Source organism: Qipengyuania sp. (assembly GCF_964227205.1).
In the GTDB taxonomy this organism is placed as follows: domain Bacteria; phylum Pseudomonadota; class Alphaproteobacteria; order Sphingomonadales; family Sphingomonadaceae; genus Qipengyuania.
In genome coordinates this window covers 686202-702109 of sequence record NZ_CAXQVB010000003.1, presented here as the reverse complement: position 1 = coordinate 702109, position 15908 = coordinate 686202, and the positions used below count along the sequence as shown (strand labels likewise).

The 15908-nt window shown below is 63.8% G+C and carries 19 protein-coding genes and 1 tRNA gene; 11 read left to right on the top strand and 9 right to left on the bottom strand.

Annotated elements, in window-relative coordinates:
* The first annotated feature begins 80 nt into the window (after nucleotides 1-80).
* Complete coding sequence (locus tag ACEQZ0_RS11020) at nucleotides 81-512, top strand: response regulator (RefSeq protein ID WP_370190826.1); 432 nt, start codon at nucleotides 81-83, stop codon at nucleotides 510-512.
* A 230-nt stretch (nucleotides 513-742) separates the two neighbouring features.
* Here the strand turns inward: ACEQZ0_RS11020 and ACEQZ0_RS11015 are convergent, their stop codons facing one another.
* Nucleotides 743-1447, bottom strand: a complete 705-nt coding sequence (locus ACEQZ0_RS11015) for a Crp/Fnr family transcriptional regulator (RefSeq protein WP_370190825.1) — start codon at nucleotides 1445-1447, stop codon at nucleotides 743-745.
* A gap of 184 nt (nucleotides 1448-1631) precedes the next feature.
* Here ACEQZ0_RS11015 and ACEQZ0_RS11010 point away from each other — a divergent pair, with 184 nt between their 5' ends.
* Entirely contained in the window at nucleotides 1632-2423 is a 792-nt protein-coding gene (locus tag ACEQZ0_RS11010; protein WP_370190824.1) for a response regulator, read from the top strand.
* An 82-nt stretch (nucleotides 2424-2505) separates the two neighbouring features.
* Here ACEQZ0_RS11010 and ACEQZ0_RS11005 read toward each other — a convergent pair whose 3' ends face one another.
* The gene (locus ACEQZ0_RS11005) at nucleotides 2506-4098 is read right to left on the bottom strand and encodes a CHASE domain-containing protein (protein ID WP_370190823.1); all 1593 of its coding nucleotides are present in this window, start codon (nucleotides 4096-4098) and stop codon (nucleotides 2506-2508) included.
* Nucleotides 4099-4376: 278 nt separating this feature from the next.
* Here ACEQZ0_RS11005 and ACEQZ0_RS11000 point away from each other — a divergent pair, with 278 nt between their 5' ends.
* The 3 genes from ACEQZ0_RS11000 to ACEQZ0_RS10990 are packed head-to-tail and all read left to right on the top strand — an operon-like array spanning nucleotide 4377 to nucleotide 6407.
* Nucleotides 4377-4568 carry a NepR family anti-sigma factor gene (locus ACEQZ0_RS11000; RefSeq protein WP_370190822.1) on the top strand — a complete coding sequence of 64 codons (192 nt, stop codon included), beginning with the start codon at nucleotides 4377-4379 and terminating at the stop codon, nucleotides 4566-4568.
* On the top strand, nucleotides 4568-5173 hold the full coding sequence (locus tag ACEQZ0_RS10995) for a sigma-70 family RNA polymerase sigma factor (RefSeq protein WP_370190821.1): 606 nt from the start codon (nucleotides 4568-4570) through the stop codon (nucleotides 5171-5173). Before ACEQZ0_RS11000 ends, ACEQZ0_RS10995 begins: the two co-directional genes overlap by 1 nt.
* 58 nt (nucleotides 5174-5231) lie before the next feature.
* On the top strand, nucleotides 5232-6407 hold the full coding sequence (locus tag ACEQZ0_RS10990) for an AI-2E family transporter (RefSeq protein ID WP_370190820.1): 1176 nt from the start codon (nucleotides 5232-5234) through the stop codon (nucleotides 6405-6407).
* Between the two features lie 54 nt (nucleotides 6408-6461).
* On the opposite strand, the gene ACEQZ0_RS10985 is transcribed toward ACEQZ0_RS10990, so the two are convergent.
* The gene (locus ACEQZ0_RS10985) at nucleotides 6462-7073 is read right to left on the bottom strand and encodes a superoxide dismutase (RefSeq protein WP_370190819.1); all 612 of its coding nucleotides are present in this window, start codon (nucleotides 7071-7073) and stop codon (nucleotides 6462-6464) included.
* A 174-nt stretch (nucleotides 7074-7247) separates the two neighbouring features.
* Between ACEQZ0_RS10985 and glmM the strand changes: the two genes are divergently transcribed.
* The 3 genes from glmM to thiD are packed head-to-tail and all read left to right on the top strand — an operon-like array spanning nucleotide 7248 to nucleotide 9630.
* Nucleotides 7248-8585: a phosphoglucosamine mutase gene (gene glmM / locus ACEQZ0_RS10980; RefSeq protein WP_370190818.1), complete on the top strand. Its 1338-nt coding sequence runs from the start codon at nucleotides 7248-7250 to the stop codon at nucleotides 8583-8585.
* Nucleotides 8585-8809, top strand: a complete 225-nt coding sequence (locus ACEQZ0_RS10975; protein WP_370190817.1) for a DUF1272 domain-containing protein — start codon at nucleotides 8585-8587, stop codon at nucleotides 8807-8809. The genes glmM and ACEQZ0_RS10975 overlap by 1 nt, the downstream gene beginning before the upstream one ends.
* A gap of 5 nt (nucleotides 8810-8814) precedes the next feature.
* The gene (thiD, locus tag ACEQZ0_RS10970) at nucleotides 8815-9630 is read left to right on the top strand and encodes a bifunctional hydroxymethylpyrimidine kinase/phosphomethylpyrimidine kinase (protein WP_370190901.1); all 816 of its coding nucleotides are present in this window, start codon (nucleotides 8815-8817) and stop codon (nucleotides 9628-9630) included.
* On the opposite strand, the gene ACEQZ0_RS10965 is transcribed toward thiD, so the two are convergent.
* Both ACEQZ0_RS10965 and ACEQZ0_RS10960 read right to left on the bottom strand, forming a co-directional pair.
* A complete protein-coding gene (locus tag ACEQZ0_RS10965) occupies nucleotides 9627-10511 on the bottom strand; it encodes an LOG family protein (RefSeq protein ID WP_370190816.1) in 885 nt (294 codons plus the stop codon). The genes thiD and ACEQZ0_RS10965 overlap by 4 nt on opposite strands.
* 55 nt (nucleotides 10512-10566) lie before the next feature.
* Nucleotides 10567-10642, bottom strand: a tRNA-Trp gene (locus ACEQZ0_RS10960).
* An 85-nt stretch (nucleotides 10643-10727) separates the two neighbouring features.
* Here ACEQZ0_RS10960 and aat point away from each other — a divergent pair.
* The gene (gene aat / locus ACEQZ0_RS10955) at nucleotides 10728-11411 is read left to right on the top strand and encodes a leucyl/phenylalanyl-tRNA--protein transferase (protein WP_370190815.1); all 684 of its coding nucleotides are present in this window, start codon (nucleotides 10728-10730) and stop codon (nucleotides 11409-11411) included.
* Here the strand turns inward: aat and ACEQZ0_RS10950 are convergent.
* Genes ACEQZ0_RS10950 through ACEQZ0_RS10935 form a run of 4 tightly spaced genes read right to left on the bottom strand, consistent with a single transcriptional unit; the run spans nucleotide 11315 to nucleotide 13380 of the window.
* Nucleotides 11315-11854: a DUF2155 domain-containing protein gene (locus tag ACEQZ0_RS10950; RefSeq protein WP_370190814.1), complete on the bottom strand. Its 540-nt coding sequence runs from the start codon at nucleotides 11852-11854 to the stop codon at nucleotides 11315-11317. The genes aat and ACEQZ0_RS10950 overlap by 97 nt on opposite strands.
* Nucleotides 11851-12249 (bottom strand): NADH:ubiquinone oxidoreductase subunit NDUFA12, encoded by a 399-nt coding sequence (locus tag ACEQZ0_RS10945; protein ID WP_370190813.1) that lies wholly within the window; start codon nucleotides 12247-12249, stop codon nucleotides 11851-11853. Before ACEQZ0_RS10945 ends, ACEQZ0_RS10950 begins: the two co-directional genes overlap by 4 nt.
* Before the next feature lie 49 nt (nucleotides 12250-12298).
* Nucleotides 12299-12829 (bottom strand): DUF192 domain-containing protein, encoded by a 531-nt coding sequence (locus ACEQZ0_RS10940; protein WP_370190812.1) that lies wholly within the window; start codon nucleotides 12827-12829, stop codon nucleotides 12299-12301.
* Complete coding sequence (locus tag ACEQZ0_RS10935) at nucleotides 12796-13380, bottom strand: regulatory protein RecX (protein ID WP_370190811.1); 585 nt, start codon at nucleotides 13378-13380, stop codon at nucleotides 12796-12798. The genes ACEQZ0_RS10940 and ACEQZ0_RS10935 overlap by 34 nt, the downstream gene beginning before the upstream one ends.
* A 132-nt stretch (nucleotides 13381-13512) precedes the next feature.
* On the opposite strand from ACEQZ0_RS10935, the gene ACEQZ0_RS10930 reads away from it, so the two are divergent.
* Nucleotides 13513-15246, top strand: coding sequence for a fatty acyl-AMP ligase (locus tag ACEQZ0_RS10930; protein ID WP_370190810.1), 1734 nt, complete (start codon nucleotides 13513-13515; stop codon nucleotides 15244-15246).
* Between the two features lie 158 nt (nucleotides 15247-15404).
* On the top strand, nucleotides 15405-15788 hold the full coding sequence (locus tag ACEQZ0_RS10925; protein ID WP_372520070.1) for a hypothetical protein: 384 nt from the start codon (nucleotides 15405-15407) through the stop codon (nucleotides 15786-15788).
* Nucleotides 15789-15908: the final 120 nt, after the last annotated feature.

Sequence of the window (15908 nt, the reverse complement as noted above, 5' to 3'; positions counted from 1 at the left end):
AGGCCCCGGGAACTGCGGGAGTAGCCACCCCGTTGGCAAATCAGAGACGGTGAACGGTTCGCCGGGCCTCGCGAGATCCTATGACGCAGCATCCCAAATCCACAGCGCACGCGCAATTGCCAGCCCATGTGCTCGTGGTGGAGGACGATGCCATCCTCGGGTTGACGATCGAACAGGCGCTGCTCGATGCCGGCGTCGCCCGCGTCGCCCTGTCGCCCTCGACCGAAGAGGCGCTGCGCCACCTGCGCGAAGAGCGGCCCGAGGCGATCGTGCTCGACGTCCACCTCGCCGACCGCGACGATGGCTGGGCGATCGCCGAACTGGTCCGAACGCTCGGCCCCGACAGCCCGCGGATCATTTTCTCGACCGGGGCGCCGCAGGACATTCCCGCAGACATCGCGGCACTCGGATGCATCCTCGAAAAGCCGTATGACGCCGCGATCCTGATCGATCTGTTGCGCCAGCCCAGGCGACGCGGAATCATCTCGCGCCTGCGCGGCGCATTGCGCTAAGCCTGCACCCCCCCTCCCCCATGTTGCGCGCCCCGTGCCTGTTCGAACCGGCGCGTGCGCCGCAGACAAGAAAAAAGGCCTCCGCTGCGAAGCAACGGAGGCCTTTCGGGATCGTATCACCAGCCGCTTGGACGGGAGGGGGGGTCTCGGCGGTGACATAGGGAATACGCGCCGCAAGAAAGAGGGTTCCCAGGGGGTGAAACTTTTTTGGAGCTCCTCCCAAAACGCTGTCAAATGAAGGGCCTGCACCTGTCTGCCTGACGATCGAACTGCGCATATTGGGCCGTGTGCGCCAGGTCGGGCACATGGATTGCGCGCGACTTCCATTCGACCAGCCCCTCCCGCTCCAGCTGGCGAAGCGTGCGGTTGGTATGGACCAGCGACAGGCCGAGCATGTCGGCGATCTGGCCTTGGGTGATCGGCAACGCGACAATGTTGTGATCGTCGGCCAGGCAGGTCGACTGCGCGCGCTCGAGCAGCCATACCGCAAGATAGGCGACCCGCTCGCGCGCGCTGCGCTGGCCGAGCGAGACGATATGCCCCTCGAGCGCGGTCTCTTCCTTGGCGGCGAGCCAGGTGATGTCGTAGCCCAGCCGCGGATGTGTCGATATGAGTTCGATGAACTCCTTGCGTTGGAAGCGGCACAAACGCGCATCGATCAAGGCTTCGATCGCGTGACTAGAGGGTTCGTCGAAGGCGCCCTGCAAGCCGACGAGATCGCCCGGGAACATGAAGTTCACGATCTGGCGCCGCCCATCGTCGAGCGAGCGAGAGCGGATCAGAACACCATCGAGCACGGTATAGAGCCGCTCGTGCTCGGCCCCCTCCTCGATCAGAATATCGCCACGGTCGAGCCCGATCTCGCCATCCTTGAACCCCTGCAAATAGGCGAGCTGACGCTGATCGAGCGGGCGCAGCCCCGGGCAATTCTGCAAGGGGCAAGCGGTACAGGAAACGGGATTGGCTACTTCGTACAAAGCAATCGTTCCTCTGCAGAAATTTCGCTGCGGGATGCGCTTGAAAAGGCGCGCTTGTCAAACGCATCGCTTGCGGCAGCTTGGTTTGGAACCTAACTCCGTCGCGCACGTTAGAAGCGCGCACCTTAAGGAAGGGGTCTCAATGTCGCTTGGTGATCAGATTGCTCGTAACCTGCCGTACTTGCGCCGCTATGCACGCGCGCTGACCGGTTCGCAGGCTACGGGAGACGCATTTGTCCGTGCCACGCTCGAAGCCGCCTTGGCTGACAGCGAACTCAAACAGTCGCTCGAAGGCGGTCGCGTGCCGCTCTACCGCGCGTTCAACAAGGTATGGTCGAGTGCCTATATGGACATTCCCGAAACCGTGGGTGGCGACGGCCACGAAAGCGCGGCGCAAGATCGCCTCAAGTCGGTGACCCCGCTCAACCGCCAGGCTTTGCTGCTGACCACGCTCGAGGATTTCTCTTCGGAACAGGCGGGCGAAATCATGGATATGCCGGCCGACGATATCGAGCGGCTGGCGCAGGAAGCGGTCGCCGAAATCGACAAGGAATCGTCGACCAGCGTCCTCATCATCGAGGACGAACCGCTGATTTCGATGCAGCTCGAAGATCTCGTCACCTCGCTCGGCCACGAAGTCTGCGGTACTGCGGCCACCCGCACCCAGGCGCAGGAAGTCGTCGCCGACCAGACCCCGGGCCTCGTGCTCGCCGATATCCAGCTGGCCGATGGCTCTTCGGGCCTCGATGCCGTCGATGACATCTTGGCGATCAGCAGCGTGCCGGTGATCTTCATCACCGCCTATCCGGAGCGGCTGCTGACCGGCGACCGGCCCGAGCCGACCTATCTCGTGACCAAGCCGTTCCAGGAACAGACAGTGCGCGCGGCAATCAGCCAGGCATTGTTCTTCGGTTCGAGCCGCCCGCTCGGCTGATTACGCAGCCAGATTTGCACAATTAGAAAGCCCGGGCCGCATGGCCCGGGCTTTTTGTCGCCTGCTTCTATGCAGCGCCCTCTCAGTGCCCCCGGCCGCCCGGTCCCTTGCGACGCAGCTCGAACTCGCTCGGTTCGCGTATCGGAACCAGCAGGATGCAGCGCACCCCCTCGGGCAGGAAATCGAGTTCGACCGGATGCCGCAGCTCGTGCGCGACGATTTTCTCGATGAGATCGGTCCCGAAACCGCGCCGTTGCGGCTTGGTAACGGCGGGCCCGCCGCTTTCGATCCACTCGATCCGGGCCAGCTTGTCATTGACCTGGACCCAGTTTACCGCAACGCTTCCGCCGGGGACGCTGAGCGAGCCGTATTTCGCGGCATTGGTCGACAATTCGTGGATCGCTAGGCCAAGCGACAGCGCATCGTTGGGCGCGAGTTCGGTGTGCGGGCCGATCAGATCGAGCGTATGGTCTTCATCGCTTGCATAGGGGGACAGCTCGACCTCGACCACCGAGCGTATCGGCGTGGTGCCCCAGTCCGATTGCGTCAACAGGTCGTGGGTGGCAGACAGCGCCCGGATGCGTCCGTCAAGACCTTCGGCGAATTCGTCGAGACTGTCCGAACGGCGCCGGGTCAGCGAAACGATGGACAGGACGTTGGCGAGCGTGTTTTTGACCCTGTGGTTGAGTTCGCGGGTCAACGAATTGCGGATCGAATTCTGCTCTTCGAACCAGGTGATCGCCCGCCGGTCTTCGAGCGACTGCTGGGTCAAAAGCCGCGACACCAGCATCAGCAGGCTGGCCACCGCCAAGCCGAACAGCAGGGTAATCATCGACATCGAGGACAGCCCTTCGGCGCGTGCCGACTGCACTTCCAAGATGATCCGCCGGTTGGCGAGCTGGACCTCGCGCCTCACAGCATGGCGCCCGTCGACCCACCCATCGCTCTGCGCCAGGATGGGTTGCGCTGCAGTCTCGCCATCGATCAGGCGCGCCCCGATCACGTCGAAGCTGACCAGCTCTCCGGCCGACGCGAGGAATTGAGACGCGTTGAACGGGCTGTAGATGAAACCCTTGAGGCTGCGCGTGCGACTGAGCCCTTCATAGACCGGCATGTAGATCAAAAAGCCTGCGGCATCGCCGCCACCTTCCTGCACCAGAACGATCGGGCCACTTGCTGTCGGCCGATCCTCGGCCGCAGCGAGATCCATCGCCGCCCGTCGGACCGGTTCGGAATACATGTCGTAACCGAGTGCGCGGCGATTGCGAACGGTATCGGGCTGTAGGTAGAGGATCGGAGCCAGCATATCGCGGGGCAGTTCGGCGAGACTGGGAGTGACCCGTTTCTTCTCGACCCGGCCCTCGCCCAGCCGCGCTTCGAACTGTTCGACCTCGTCGGCATGGATTACGGGAGCCCAGCCGATCCCCTCGGCTCCCCGGTAGTTTGCATCGAGCCGCAATTCCGACACGAACCGGCGGAACAGGTCGGGCGTCACCTGATCCTGCGTTGCCAACAGCGCCGCGCCCGCACGCAAATAGGCCGAGCTGGTATAGGCGCGACGCTCGATCGCCGAAGTCATCGACTGCGCCTTGCGCGCGACATCGGCCGCGTCGCGCTGCTGTTCGCCGCGTTCGATCGCGAATACGCTGAGTACGGTGATGGCGCTGACCAACACGAATATCAGCACCGGGATTCCGCGCGGATAGTCGATCAACCAACGCCTGCGGCGCCCTTTGCGTTGGAGTTCTTCGCTTTCCAGCTTCCTGCCCCTGACGATTTGCCCGTCCCTCGGTATGCCATACTATGCCGCGCGCGGAGTTTGGTTCCGGCCCGCGCGGGCGGGAACTCCAGGCCGTCCCGTGCGTTGTGCCAAGCACATCAGGGATCGATCTTCCCGCCAGCGGCTACGAATATCCGTCGCGGGAAGCCTAAAAGGGTACCATTTTTCAAGCCATGAATTCCGATACGCCGAAAAATCCGCAGCGCTCGAGCGCGGGCGGCCCGCCGCCGACTTCCGCCGCGCAGGACAAGGCAAGCGAGCCGGACTGGGCCAACGGCCTGCGCCAGCTATACGACGAGGTCGTCGAGGAACCGCTTCCCGACAGCTTCCGCAACCTGCTCGCGCAGCTGGACTCGAAAGACTGATGTCCGACGCGAAACGGACGGCCGCCGAAAAGGCCGATTTCAAGCGCGAGCTGACCGAGGTCGTTCCGCACCTGCGCGCCTTTGCACGCGGGCTTTGCGGCCGGGCCGACATGGCCGACGATCTGGTGCAGGAGACATTGCTCAAGGCATGGGCGGCGCAAGAGCGTTTCCAGCCCGGCACCAGCATGCGCGCCTGGACCTTCGTTATCCTGCGCAACGCCTATCTGACCGATATGCGCCGCAACCGTTTCCGCGGCGAATATGACGAAACGGTGGCGGAGCGTGTGCTCACCGCGCCTGCCGGCCAAGAGGAGCCGATCCACCTCTCCGACATGCATCGCGCGCTGCTGACGCTTCCGCCCGAGCGGCGCGAGGCCTTGCTGCTGGTTGGCGCCGGCGGCTTTTCCTACGAGGAAGCGGCAACGATTTGCGGCTGCGCGGTGGGTACGATCAAGAGCCGCGTGGGACGCGCCCGGGCCGCGCTCAACAGCATGTTGTCGGAGGGGAATATACCCCAGCGTTCGATCGACGATCATGGTGCACACCGCGCCATCCTCGAGGAACTCGACGAGGTCGCTGCGGGCCAGGGCGGCAGTCGAGCGTAGGATTCCTTCGCTCCGGCAGCGCTTGTCACGTTTCGTCGTGCAGGGCAGATAGATGGCGATGAGCGATCGCGAGCCACCCGAACAGAAAACGTCCCAGCCCTCCACGCGGCGATCGAACCGTCTCGCTTTCGCCGAGCAGGAGCTGCGGCTGATTTCATCGCTAGTGCTGCTGATCGGCCTCGGCCTGTTCTTTGCCCTGCCTTTCGTCCTGTCGATCGGCTCGGTCGTCTTCCTGCCGGTGGTGACGGCCGTGGTGCTGACAGTGATCCTTTCGCCGCTGGCAGACAAGCTCAACGGGTGGGGCCTGCCCAATGCGCTCGCCTCGATCGCGGCACTGCTCTTTTTCTTCGCCGTGCTGCTGCTCGCGCTGGCACTGATCCTGCAACCGGCGATCGCCCTGTTCGACGACGTGCCGACGATGGTGCGCCAGGTCATGCAGCGTTTCGGCGAGGTACGCGAACAATTCGCATGGATCGCCGCGATCAACGAGCAGCTCGCCGAGCTGATGAAGAACGAGGGCACACGCGAGGTCGTACTCGCCGCGCCGAGCCTGCTCGAACAAGTCGCCTTTGCCACGCCGAGCCTGATTCTCGAAACCGTCCTGACCCTGCTGATGGCGTATTTCATGATCGAGGCCCGCGTGCGTCTGCGCCAGCGTCTGCTGTTCGGCCGCGCCAGCTTCGGCACCAGCATCAAGGCGGCCCGCGTGATCCGCGAAGTACAGGACCGGGTGGCCGCTTACATTCTTACGGTCGGCTGGATCAATGCGCTGGTGGGCGTGGTCGTGGCCTTCGGCGCATGGGCGCTGGGGGTCGATGCACCGATCATGTGGGGCGGGCTCGCCGCACTGCTCAATTTTCTGCCCTATGTCGGTCCGATCGTGATGATCGCCCTGCTCGGCCTATTCGGGATCGGGACGGCAGACACCATCGTCATCGGCCTTGTGCCCGCCCTGGCCTATCTCGTCCTGCACACGATCGAGGCGAATCTGTTCACGCCGTCGATTCTCGGCGCGCGGTTCACCATGAACCCGGTGCTGATCCTCATTGCGCTGTCCTATTTCACTTGGATTTGGGGAGTTTTCGGAGCGCTGCTTTCGGTTCCCATCCTGCTGATGTTGACCGCGCTGTTCGACCATGTCGGACGCCCCAATCTGGTCGGCTTCGTGTTCGGCGAACCGCTCTTCGCGACCAATCCGTTCGACGAGGATTCCGCCCCCCGGTCCGGCGCATAGAAAACCCGCCACCATCGCTGGCGACGGGTTCTCGATAACAGACCTGAAAGCTGCTTAGGCCGGATATTTCCAAGTCGTGCCGCGGGCGAGGTTCTCGCTGGCGAACTTCCAGTTCAGCTTGCCATTGACCGCATCGAGATAGGCCGGGCGGGCATTCTGGTGGTCGAGGTAATAGGCGTGTTCCCACAGGTCGATCACGAGCAGCGGGTTCACCCCGTCCTGGTCGGCCAGCGTGTCACCATCGTGCGTTTCCTCGATCGAGAGCTTGCCGTCCTTGACTGCGAGCCACACCCAGCCGCTGGCGAAGTGACCAGCACCGCTCTCGGCAAGCTTCTTCTTGAGCCCGTCGATCGAACCGAAGGCATCGTCGATCATGCTCTTGAGTTCGTCGGATGCGCTGGTTTCATCGGGGGCCATCGAATGCCAGTAGAAGCCGTGATTCCAGCTTTGCGCCGAATTGTTGAACAGGCCCTGGTTGCTGCCCCGAGCCGACGCGATAACCTCTTCCAGGCTTTTGCCTTCCAGATCACCGCCCTCGATCGCCGCATTGGTCTTGTCGATATAGGCCTTATGGTGCTTGCCGTGGTGGAACGACAGCGTCTTGGCTGAAACGGCCGGTTCCAGCGCTGTGTCGTCGTAAGGCAAGTCGATCAGCTCAAAAGCCATGGATAGTCCCCTCTGGGTTGGTGTAAAAATTTCCGTACTCGCGTCCCTAACGCCCGTGCGGACGCGTGGTTGCACATAGCGGCGATATTGTGCGCGAAAAGGGGGATGAGCGGTCTTTTATTCGCCGCCCATCCACGCCATGGGTGTCCGGCGCAATCTGGAGACGCCCTACACATGGCCCGCAAGTTTTTCGGCACCGACGGCATCCGCGGCCGCACCAACGAGGGCGTGATGACCGCCGCCACCGCCATGCGCGTGGGCCAGGCCGCCGGGACGTATTTCCTGCGCGGCGGGCACCGCCACCGGGTGGTGATCGGCAAGGACACCCGCCTGTCGGGCTACATGATGGAAAGCGCGCTGGTGGCCGGATTCACCAGCGTGGGCATGGACGTGATCATGACCGGCCCGCTGCCGACGCCGGCGATCGCCATGCTGACCCGCGAAATGCGCGCCGATCTTGGCGTGATGATCTCCGCCAGCCACAACCCGTTCGAGGATAATGGCATCAAGCTGTTCGGCCCCGACGGGTTCAAACTGTCCGACGAGGCCGAGCTGGAAATCGAAGGTCTGCTCGAGCAGGACCCGCAGCTGGTCGAGCCCGAGCGGATCGGCCGGGCGCGCCGGATCGAGGATGCGCGCGGACGCTATCTCCATGCGGTCAAGCAGTCGGTCGCCTCGGACATCCGCTTCGACGGGCTCAAAGTCGTGGTCGATTGCGCGCACGGCGCCGCCTACCAGGTCGCTCCCAGCGCGATCTGGGAACTGGGCGCCGAAGTGATCACCATGGGCGTCGAACCCAATGGCACCAATATCAACCGCGAGGTCGGATCGACCTCACTCGATGCGATCAAGGCCCGCGTCGTTGCGGAAGGTGCAGATATCGGCATCGCGCTCGATGGCGATGCCGACCGGCTGATCGTGATCGACGAGCAGGGCGAGACAGTCGACGGCGACCAGATCATGGCGTTGATCGCCAGTCGCTTGCAGGAGCAAGGCAGCCTTTCCGGCGGCGGCGTGGTGGCAACGGTGATGTCGAACCTGGGGCTCGAGCGCCATCTAGCCGGCATCGGCCTGACGCTGGAGCGCACCAAGGTAGGCGATCGCTACGTGCTCGAGCGGATGAAAGAAGGCGGATTCAACGTCGGCGGCGAACAATCGGGGCACATGATCCTGCTCGACCATGGCACCACGGGCGACGGAACGGTCGCGGCACTGCGCGTGCTCGCCAGCCTGGTCCGCTTCGACGGCCCGGCCAGCGAAATGCTGCATGTCTTCGACCGCGTACCCCAGCTACTCCGGAACGTGCGCTACGCGGGCGGTGCGCCGCTCGACAATGCCGGGGTCAAGCAGGTCATCGCCGAGGCCGAAGCCGAGCTCGAGGGCAAGGGGCGCCTGGTGATCCGCCCGTCGGGCACAGAACCGGTCATTCGCGTCATGGCCGAGGGCGACGACGCTGCGCAGGTCGAAGCGGTGGTCGATCGTATCTGCGCCGCCGTGAGCGAGGCCGCCTGATGCTCGAGATGCGACCCGACTGCGAACGCTGCGGCACCGACCTGCCCGCTGCGGCGCCCGGCGCCTTCATCTGCAGCTTCGAGTGCACGTTCTGCGCCGAGTGCGCCGAAGCGCTCGACGATATCTGTCCAAATTGCGGCGGCGAACTGATGGACCGACCGACGCGGGCGATGAAACTGCAAGAGAATTTCCCGCCGAGCGCGACACGGAAATTCAAGGGGTGAGCGGTATTCCGGCTCCTCCCCGCGTCCTGTCGATCGCGGGCTCGGACAGCTCGGGCGGTGCAGGCATCCAGGCCGACATCAAGACCATCACCATGCTCGGCGGCTTTGCCATGACTGCGATCACCGCTGCCACCGCCCAGAACAGCCGGGGCGTGCAAGGCGTCGAAACGCTCGATCCGCAATTCGTGCTCGAGCAGGTCGACAGCTGCCTGTCGGACATCGGCGCCGACGCGATCAAGATCGGCATGCTCGGATCGAGCGAGACCGCGCGACTGCTGGCGGAGAGGTTGGACAGTTTCGCCGGACCGATCGTGTTCGATCCGGTGATGATTGCGACCAGCGGATCGGTGCTGGCCGACGCGGAAACCATCGCCGGCTTTGCCGCGCTGATGGAAATCGCGACCATCGTCACCCCGAACCTGCCTGAACTCGAAGCCCTCACCGGTCGTGAAGGCCTGGCCGACGAACACGTCTTCGAGGCGGCGATGGAACTGGCCGGTCGCCATGGCGTGCAGGTTCTGGCCAAGGGCGGGCATGCGGGCGACCCGGCGCAGGTGGTCGATCGCATTGTCTCTCCAAGCGGCAAGCTTGCCAGCTTCGCCCATTCACGGATCGATACGCGACACACACATGGGACGGGCTGCACGCTCTCCGCCGCGCTCGCGACATTGCTCGGACACCGCCAGCCGCTCACGCATGCGATCCGCATCGCCCGTGCCTTCACCCATGCCGCGATCGAGAATGCGCCCGGTTTCGGCGAGGGCTCCGGCCCGCTCGGACACCAGGCGGTGCGGCGGCTGGAGCCTGCCGAAGAGAGCTAGCGATCGAGTTCGTAAAAGGTGGTGATGTGTTCCCAGGCTTCTTCGGCGCTTTCGCACCAGTGGAACAATTCTAGATCCTTCCGCGAGATCGTTCCCTCGTCGGCGAGCGCCTCGAAGTCGATCACGCGGGTCCAGAACTCCTTGCCGAACAGCAGGATCGGCATGGGCTTCATCTTCCCCGTCTGGATCAGCGTCAGCAGTTCGAAGAATTCGTCGAAGGTCCCGAAGCCACCCGGGAAGACCGCCACTGCACGCGCGCGGAGCAGGAAGTGCATCTTGCGCAGCGCGAAATAGTGGAAGTTGAGCGAAAGATAGGGCGTCACATACTGGTTGGGCGCCTGTTCGTGCGGCAGGATTATGTTGAGCCCGATGCTTTCGGCACCCGAATCGCTCGCCCCCTTGTTCGCCGCTTCCATGATCGAGGGGCCACCCCCCGAACAGACGACAAACTGGCGCTTGCCGTCCTCGATGATCGATTTCTCCGATGCGAGCTTGGCGAGGTTATAGGCCTCGGCGTAGTATTTGCTCTTCTTGACCAGGTTCTCGATCACCCGGCGTTCGTCCTCGGGTAGATCCTTGGCGCCGTCCAGCGCGGTTTGCGCCGCTTCGGGCGGGGGGATGCGCGCCGAACCGTAGACTACCAGCGTTGATCCCACACCCGCTTCGTCGAGCAGCATTTCGGGCTTCAGCAGCTCCAGCTGGAAGCGCACCGGACGCAGTTCGTCGCGCAGGAGGAAATCGGTGTCCTGATAGGCCAGCTTGTAAGCCGGATGCGCGGTCTGCGGGGTCTGGTGCGGATGGATTTTTTCGAATTCGGCCTCTTTGTCGGCCGGGTAGAACTTGCGATCCGAAAGGTCGCGTTCGCTTTTCTTGTCGGTCATGTCCCGCGCGATAGTGCCGCCAAGGGCGGCGCACAAGCACCGACGGAAAAGGAAATGGCAGGGGTGACAGGATTCGAACCCGTGGCCCTCGGTTTTGGAGACCGATGCTCTACCAGCTGAGCTACACCCCTGCAGGAGGGCGCGCATTAGTATGGCCGCCCGCACTTGGCAAGGCGCATATCGCTCTCCCCGATCAAGTGATATATCCGGCTTCCGATGCATGCTCCCGCAACTTCCCGCATTCCGGTCGACCTGCTGCTGCGCGCCTATCGCAGCGGCGTCTTTCCGATGGCCGACCATCGGAGCGACCCCGAAGTCTACTGGGTCGAGCCGCGCGAACGCGCCGTGATCCCGCTCGACGGCTTCCGCCTCGCGAAAAGCCTCAAGAAAGTCCTGCGGCAGGACCGGTTCCGGGTCACCTGCAATGCAGACTTTCCAGGCGTGATCGCCGAATGCGCAGCCCCGCGCGAGGAGCATGCCGAAAGCTGGATCAGCCACCGCATCGAGGCGAGTTACCTCGCACTGCACCAGGCGGGGCACGCGCACTCGATCGAGTGCTGGCAAGGCTCAAAACTGGTTGGGGGTCTCTATGGCGTCGCCTTCGATCGAGTGTTTTGCGGCGAAAGCATGTTCAGCCGCACCGCCGACGCGAGCAAGGTGGCGCTCGCATGGCTCGTCGCGGCTATGCGCAGCGCGGATTACGCACTGCTCGACTGCCAGTTCATGACCGATCATCTGGAGCGCATGGGGGCAGTGGCGATCCCGCAAGCCCGCTACATGGCGCTGCTAGCCGCCGCCGACGGCTATCCCGCCGAGGCATTGCCCGAATCGGTGGCGCGGTTCGGCGCCTCCTCATCACCCGGGAAATCCATTGCGCAGTCCTTGATCCAGACGTCGTAAATCGGGTGCTCGACCACATTGAGGCTGGGCGAGTTCTTGAACAGCCAGCCGGAAAAGACCTTGCGGAATGTGTCCTCGGTTCCGCGCTCCTTGACCAGCAGCTGCACGAAGGCGCCGGTTTCCTTGGGCATTTCCCACGGCGCGGTGCGCTCGCAGGCCTGCAGGCGGACGATCACGTCGCCCACCCGCTGCTGCTCGCCCGGTTTGAGCTCGATGTCCTGGCTGACATTGTTCCGCTTGTTGAGCAGGCCCAGAGTCGCAACCCGTTCGGCCATCGGCGTGCCGAGACCCGCCTCGGCTGCGGGCTGCGCGGGCAGCGCCGACTGCTGCAGATCTTCCGGGATGGCGGTCGCCACCGCGTCGGAAGGCTGGTCGGGCGCATTGTCGCACCCAGCGAGCAGCGCTACCGGAACGATGAGGGCGAGCGCCCCGCGCACCGTCACGCCTCGGGCGACCAGGCTTCGTAATCGCCTGTCGCAGGCGCGCGCCGGCCACCGCGCTCGAGCGCCCCGGCGGGGCGGTAGGCGCCAGCCGTTCCCGTAGCGTTCGGCGTGTAGTCGGCTTCCCAAATGCGGGCAGGCGGAAGGTGGCTTTCGGGAATGTCGTCGAAAGCGCCGTGCAGCCAGCCGTGCCATTCGCTCGGCACGCGGCTGGCATCATTTGCTCCGTCGTAGATCACCCAGCGCCGCTCGCGACCCTCGGCACTCTTCTTCTTGGAACGGTAGTACTTGTTGCCCTGCGCGTCGGTGCCGACATGCTCGCCATTGCGCGAGGACCACAGGAGCGTGCCGATGGTGGCACCGTCCCACCAGGTGAAAATCTTGCCGAGGAAGCTCATGGCCGCGCGGTTAGCGGATTCGCGCGCGCGGGCCAAGACCGTTCGACACTTACCATTCGACGCGATCGCCGGGCTCGATGCCCAGTTCCCCGGCCCGTCCACCGCGCAGTTCGAGTACGCCCAGCACGTTGCCAACCGAATAGACCGGATCGAGCGAATAGGGCTCGGTCATGGCGGCGATGTTGCTGATCGTATTATCCGGTCCGATAAAAATGATGTCGAGCGGGAGCGGAGTGTTCTTCATCCAGAAGCTCTGCGCGGTGGTCCCGTCATAGGGGAAGATCATCCCCTCGAAATCGCCAAGCTCGGTGCGGAACATGAGACCGCGCGCCTGCGCTTCGCGGGTATCGGCCACTTCGACATGGAAACCGATACTCTCGTCTCCGCTGGTGACGGTCAGAGGAATGATTTTCAGTCCCGAGACGGGGTGCACATCCGGAGCGGGAGCTTCGACTGTCTTCAGCGACTCGCCCGCAGTCGATTCGGCCTGTGTCTGCGGCGAGCAGGCGAGCAAGGTCGCCATTCCGGCGAACACGCCGAGGCCCTTCAGTGCGATTCGTCCGGTATTTCTGCGACCCATTCCTCGAGCTCCTCGATGGTGCACGCTTCGATGACGCGCCTGGCATGGTCGAAGTCATGGCCCGCGCGAACCATGGCGGCAAGCCGCTTTTCCCTGAGCTTGCGCACATCTTCGGGGGCGCCGTCGAGCGGACGTCCGAAGGGCCCGAAACCGCGCTTGCGCGCGAGCACCAGCGCCGCGCGGCGCTTCGCCGCCTCTCCGGGCCCGAGATCATGACGCAGTTTCTCGCCGATTCCTGCGGCGCGCAGGGTCTGCTCGACCCGCCGCGCGCCATAGCCACGCGAAGCGAGATCGGCCGCGCGCGCGCGGCCATAGGCCTCGTCGTCGACATACCCCCTGGCAGCGAATTTGGAGACAAGCCTCTCGACATCCGGCTCTTCCCCATCGACGACTCCGCGCTCGCGCAGCTTGCGCTCAAGATAGGCTTTCAACTTGCCGGTGCTGGTCGCGAATCGGGCGACATAGGCCAGCGCCAGCTCCTCCAGCCGGCTACGATCGAGCGGTTTTGCCCGGCGGCTAATGCGCCCGGATGTTGCACGTTCATCATCCATCGGCCATATTCCTGCCACAGTCCTTTAAGATTGGGAAACGTGGGAGAGCGCGCGACCTTACGGTTCGCGTGACAAATCGAGCAATGAGGGAGGCCGCAGGGCCCCAGCAATTCACGGGTATCGCCGAACATTATGACCGACGCCGTATTGACGCCGACGCCGAACGATTGCGACCTGCCGCGTCGCCGCTCGGACTTCGCGACCTTCAACGAAGCCATCGACTACGCTGCCCGTAGCGCGAAGGGCCTCAATTTCCACGATATGCGCGGAGCGCTCGAACGCGTCTATTCCTATGCGCAGATGAGGGAGGACGCGATCGAGGCTGCCCGACGGCTCGTCGCGATGGGCATCGGCAAGGAGGACCGGGTCGCGCTGGTCGCCGATACAAGCCCCGAATTCGCTGCGCTTTTCTGCGGTTGCACGATGATGGGCGCCTGGCCCGTTCCGCTTCCGCTGCCGACCACTTTCGGGGGCAAGGAAAGCTATATCGACCAGCTGTCGGTGCAGCTTCAGAGTTCGGATCCGGAGATACTGATCTATCCCGGCGAGATAGCCGAGATGGCCAAGGCGGCCGCCGACCGGCAGGGTTGCGGCGGCGAAAGCTGGACCGAATTCGCCGAACGCCCCGCACCGGACTGCGCGCTTCCCGAAGCCCGACCGGACGACATTTGCTACCTCCAGTATTCGAGCGGTTCGACGCGCTTTCCCACCGGTGTCGCGGTGACCCATGAAGCGCTGCTGCACAATTTGCGCGGCCATGCCGAATCGATGGAAATCGGCACCAACGACCGCGTGGTCAGCTGGCTCCCGTGGTATCACGACATGGGCTTGGTCGGATGCTTCCTGTCGCTCGTGGCGAACCAGGTTTCGGTCGATTATCTGAAGACCGAACATTTCGCGCGCCGTCCGCTTGCCTGGCTCGACCTGATCAGCCGCAACAAGGGCACAACGCTCAGCTATTCGCCGACCTTCGGCTACGACATCTGTGCGCGCCGCATCTCCAGCCAGAGCCATGTCGCCGACCGCTTCGATCTGTCGCGCTGGCGCGTCGCGGGCAATGGCGCCGACATGATCCGCCCCGACGTGATGCAGAACTTCGTCAACGCCTTTGCCGACGCCGGTTTCCAGGCGAGCAGCTTCAACCCCAGCTACGGCCTCGCCGAGGCGACGCTGGCGGTGACCGTCATGCCTCCGGGCGAAGGCATCCGCGTCGAGCTGGTCGAGGAAGAGCGGCTCTCGGGCCGCCCGCGCGACTTGTCGAAGCCGGCGCGTTATCGCGCGATCGTCAATTGCGGCAAGCCTATCCCGGGGATGGAAGTGGAAATCCGCGACGAGAAGGGCGCGGCTCGCGGAGATCACCAGATCGGCAAGGTCTGGTGCCGCGGCAAAAGCGTCATGCATTCCTACTTCCGCAACGAGGAAGCGACGGACGACTGCCTTGTCGACGGGTGGCTCGACACGGGCGACATGGGCTACATGGCCGACGGCTATCTGTTCATCGTCGGACGCGCGAAGGACATGATCATCATCAACGGTAAGAACCTGTGGCCGCAGGACATCGAATGGGCGGTCGAGCAATTGCCCGGCTTCAATCACGGCGATATCGCAGCCTTTTCGATCGATACCGACAACGGCGAGGAAGCGCCCGCCGTGCTGGTGCATTGCCGGGTGTCCGATCCCGAGGAACGGATCCGGCTGCGTGACCAGATCGCCGACAAGGTTCGCGGCGTGACGGGCATGAGTTGCGTCGTCGAACTGGTTCCGCCGCGCACGCTGCCACGCACGAGTTCGGGCAAGCTGAGCCGTGCCAAGGCGAAGAAGCTGTACCTCGCAGGGGAGATCCAGCCGCTGGAGCTAGCGGCCTGAACAGGTAAGCAGCACCGGTAAAAGCAAACCAGTCGGGCACCTAGGGTTTCACCGCACGAATCGGCGCAGTTCGTCGATTGGTGCGGAACCGGTAGTGCCCATGTGAATATCACGAATGTTCGTGCGGGTCGCTACGCCGGTTATTACGCAGATAGAGAATGTCGCACCTACTCCCTGGCAAACGTGTACTGATTGTCGAAGACAATCCGATAATCGCATACGATATCAGTGATTTGGTAGAAGATACCGGAGCCGAGCCCGTCGGCCCCGCACTCGATCTCGCGACCGGCCTGCGCCTGGCCACCGAAAACCAGCTGGATGCTGCCTTGCTCGATATCGATCTCGGCGGCGAATTTGTCTGGCCGATTGCCGAGGCCCTCGACCGCCACGAAGTGCCCTATGCTTTCGTCAGCGCCCAATGCAGCGCGGATGTGATGCCCGAAGGCTTTCGTGCGCGACCCCGCATCTACAAGCCCGCCAAGCCGAGCGACATTGTCGATGCCCTGGTCGGCTTTGCAGGAAAATCGAAAGACGTGGCTTAGGTCCGAGCGAGCGCGCGCTACGCGCTAGTACGGCGTAAGCCGCTGTGTCAGCCCGACAGCGATCGCTATTTCCGACGGCACCGGGCCGGCCTTGGCGACAAAGTCTCAAGCCCTTATCCC

Coding starts and splice junctions, on each gene's coding strand:
- ACEQZ0_RS11020 (WP_370190826.1), top strand. CDS start 81: ATGACGCAGCATCCCAAATCCACAGCGCACGCGCAATTGCCAGCCCAT.
- ACEQZ0_RS11010 (WP_370190824.1), top strand. CDS start 1,632: ATGTCGCTTGGTGATCAGATTGCTCGTAACCTGCCGTACTTGCGCCGC.
- ACEQZ0_RS11000 (WP_370190822.1), top strand. CDS start 4,377: ATGAATTCCGATACGCCGAAAAATCCGCAGCGCTCGAGCGCGGGCGGC.
- ACEQZ0_RS10995 (WP_370190821.1), top strand. CDS start 4,568: ATGTCCGACGCGAAACGGACGGCCGCCGAAAAGGCCGATTTCAAGCGC.
- ACEQZ0_RS10990 (WP_370190820.1), top strand. CDS start 5,232: ATGAGCGATCGCGAGCCACCCGAACAGAAAACGTCCCAGCCCTCCACG.
- ACEQZ0_RS10985 (WP_370190819.1), bottom strand. CDS start 7,073: ATGGCTTTTGAGCTGATCGACTTGCCTTACGACGACACAGCGCTGGAA.
- glmM (WP_370190818.1), top strand. CDS start 7,248: ATGGCCCGCAAGTTTTTCGGCACCGACGGCATCCGCGGCCGCACCAAC.
- ACEQZ0_RS10975 (WP_370190817.1), top strand. CDS start 8,585: ATGCTCGAGATGCGACCCGACTGCGAACGCTGCGGCACCGACCTGCCC.
- ACEQZ0_RS10965 (WP_370190816.1), bottom strand. CDS start 10,511: ATGACCGACAAGAAAAGCGAACGCGACCTTTCGGATCGCAAGTTCTAC.
- aat (WP_370190815.1), top strand. CDS start 10,728: ATGCATGCTCCCGCAACTTCCCGCATTCCGGTCGACCTGCTGCTGCGC.
- ACEQZ0_RS10945 (WP_370190813.1), bottom strand. CDS start 12,249: ATGAGCTTCCTCGGCAAGATTTTCACCTGGTGGGACGGTGCCACCATC.
- ACEQZ0_RS10940 (WP_370190812.1), bottom strand. CDS start 12,829: ATGGGTCGCAGAAATACCGGACGAATCGCACTGAAGGGCCTCGGCGTG.
- ACEQZ0_RS10935 (WP_370190811.1), bottom strand. CDS start 13,380: ATGGATGATGAACGTGCAACATCCGGGCGCATTAGCCGCCGGGCAAAA.
- ACEQZ0_RS10930 (WP_370190810.1), top strand. CDS start 13,513: ATGACCGACGCCGTATTGACGCCGACGCCGAACGATTGCGACCTGCCG.
- ACEQZ0_RS10925 (WP_372520070.1), top strand. CDS start 15,405: ATGTCGCACCTACTCCCTGGCAAACGTGTACTGATTGTCGAAGACAAT.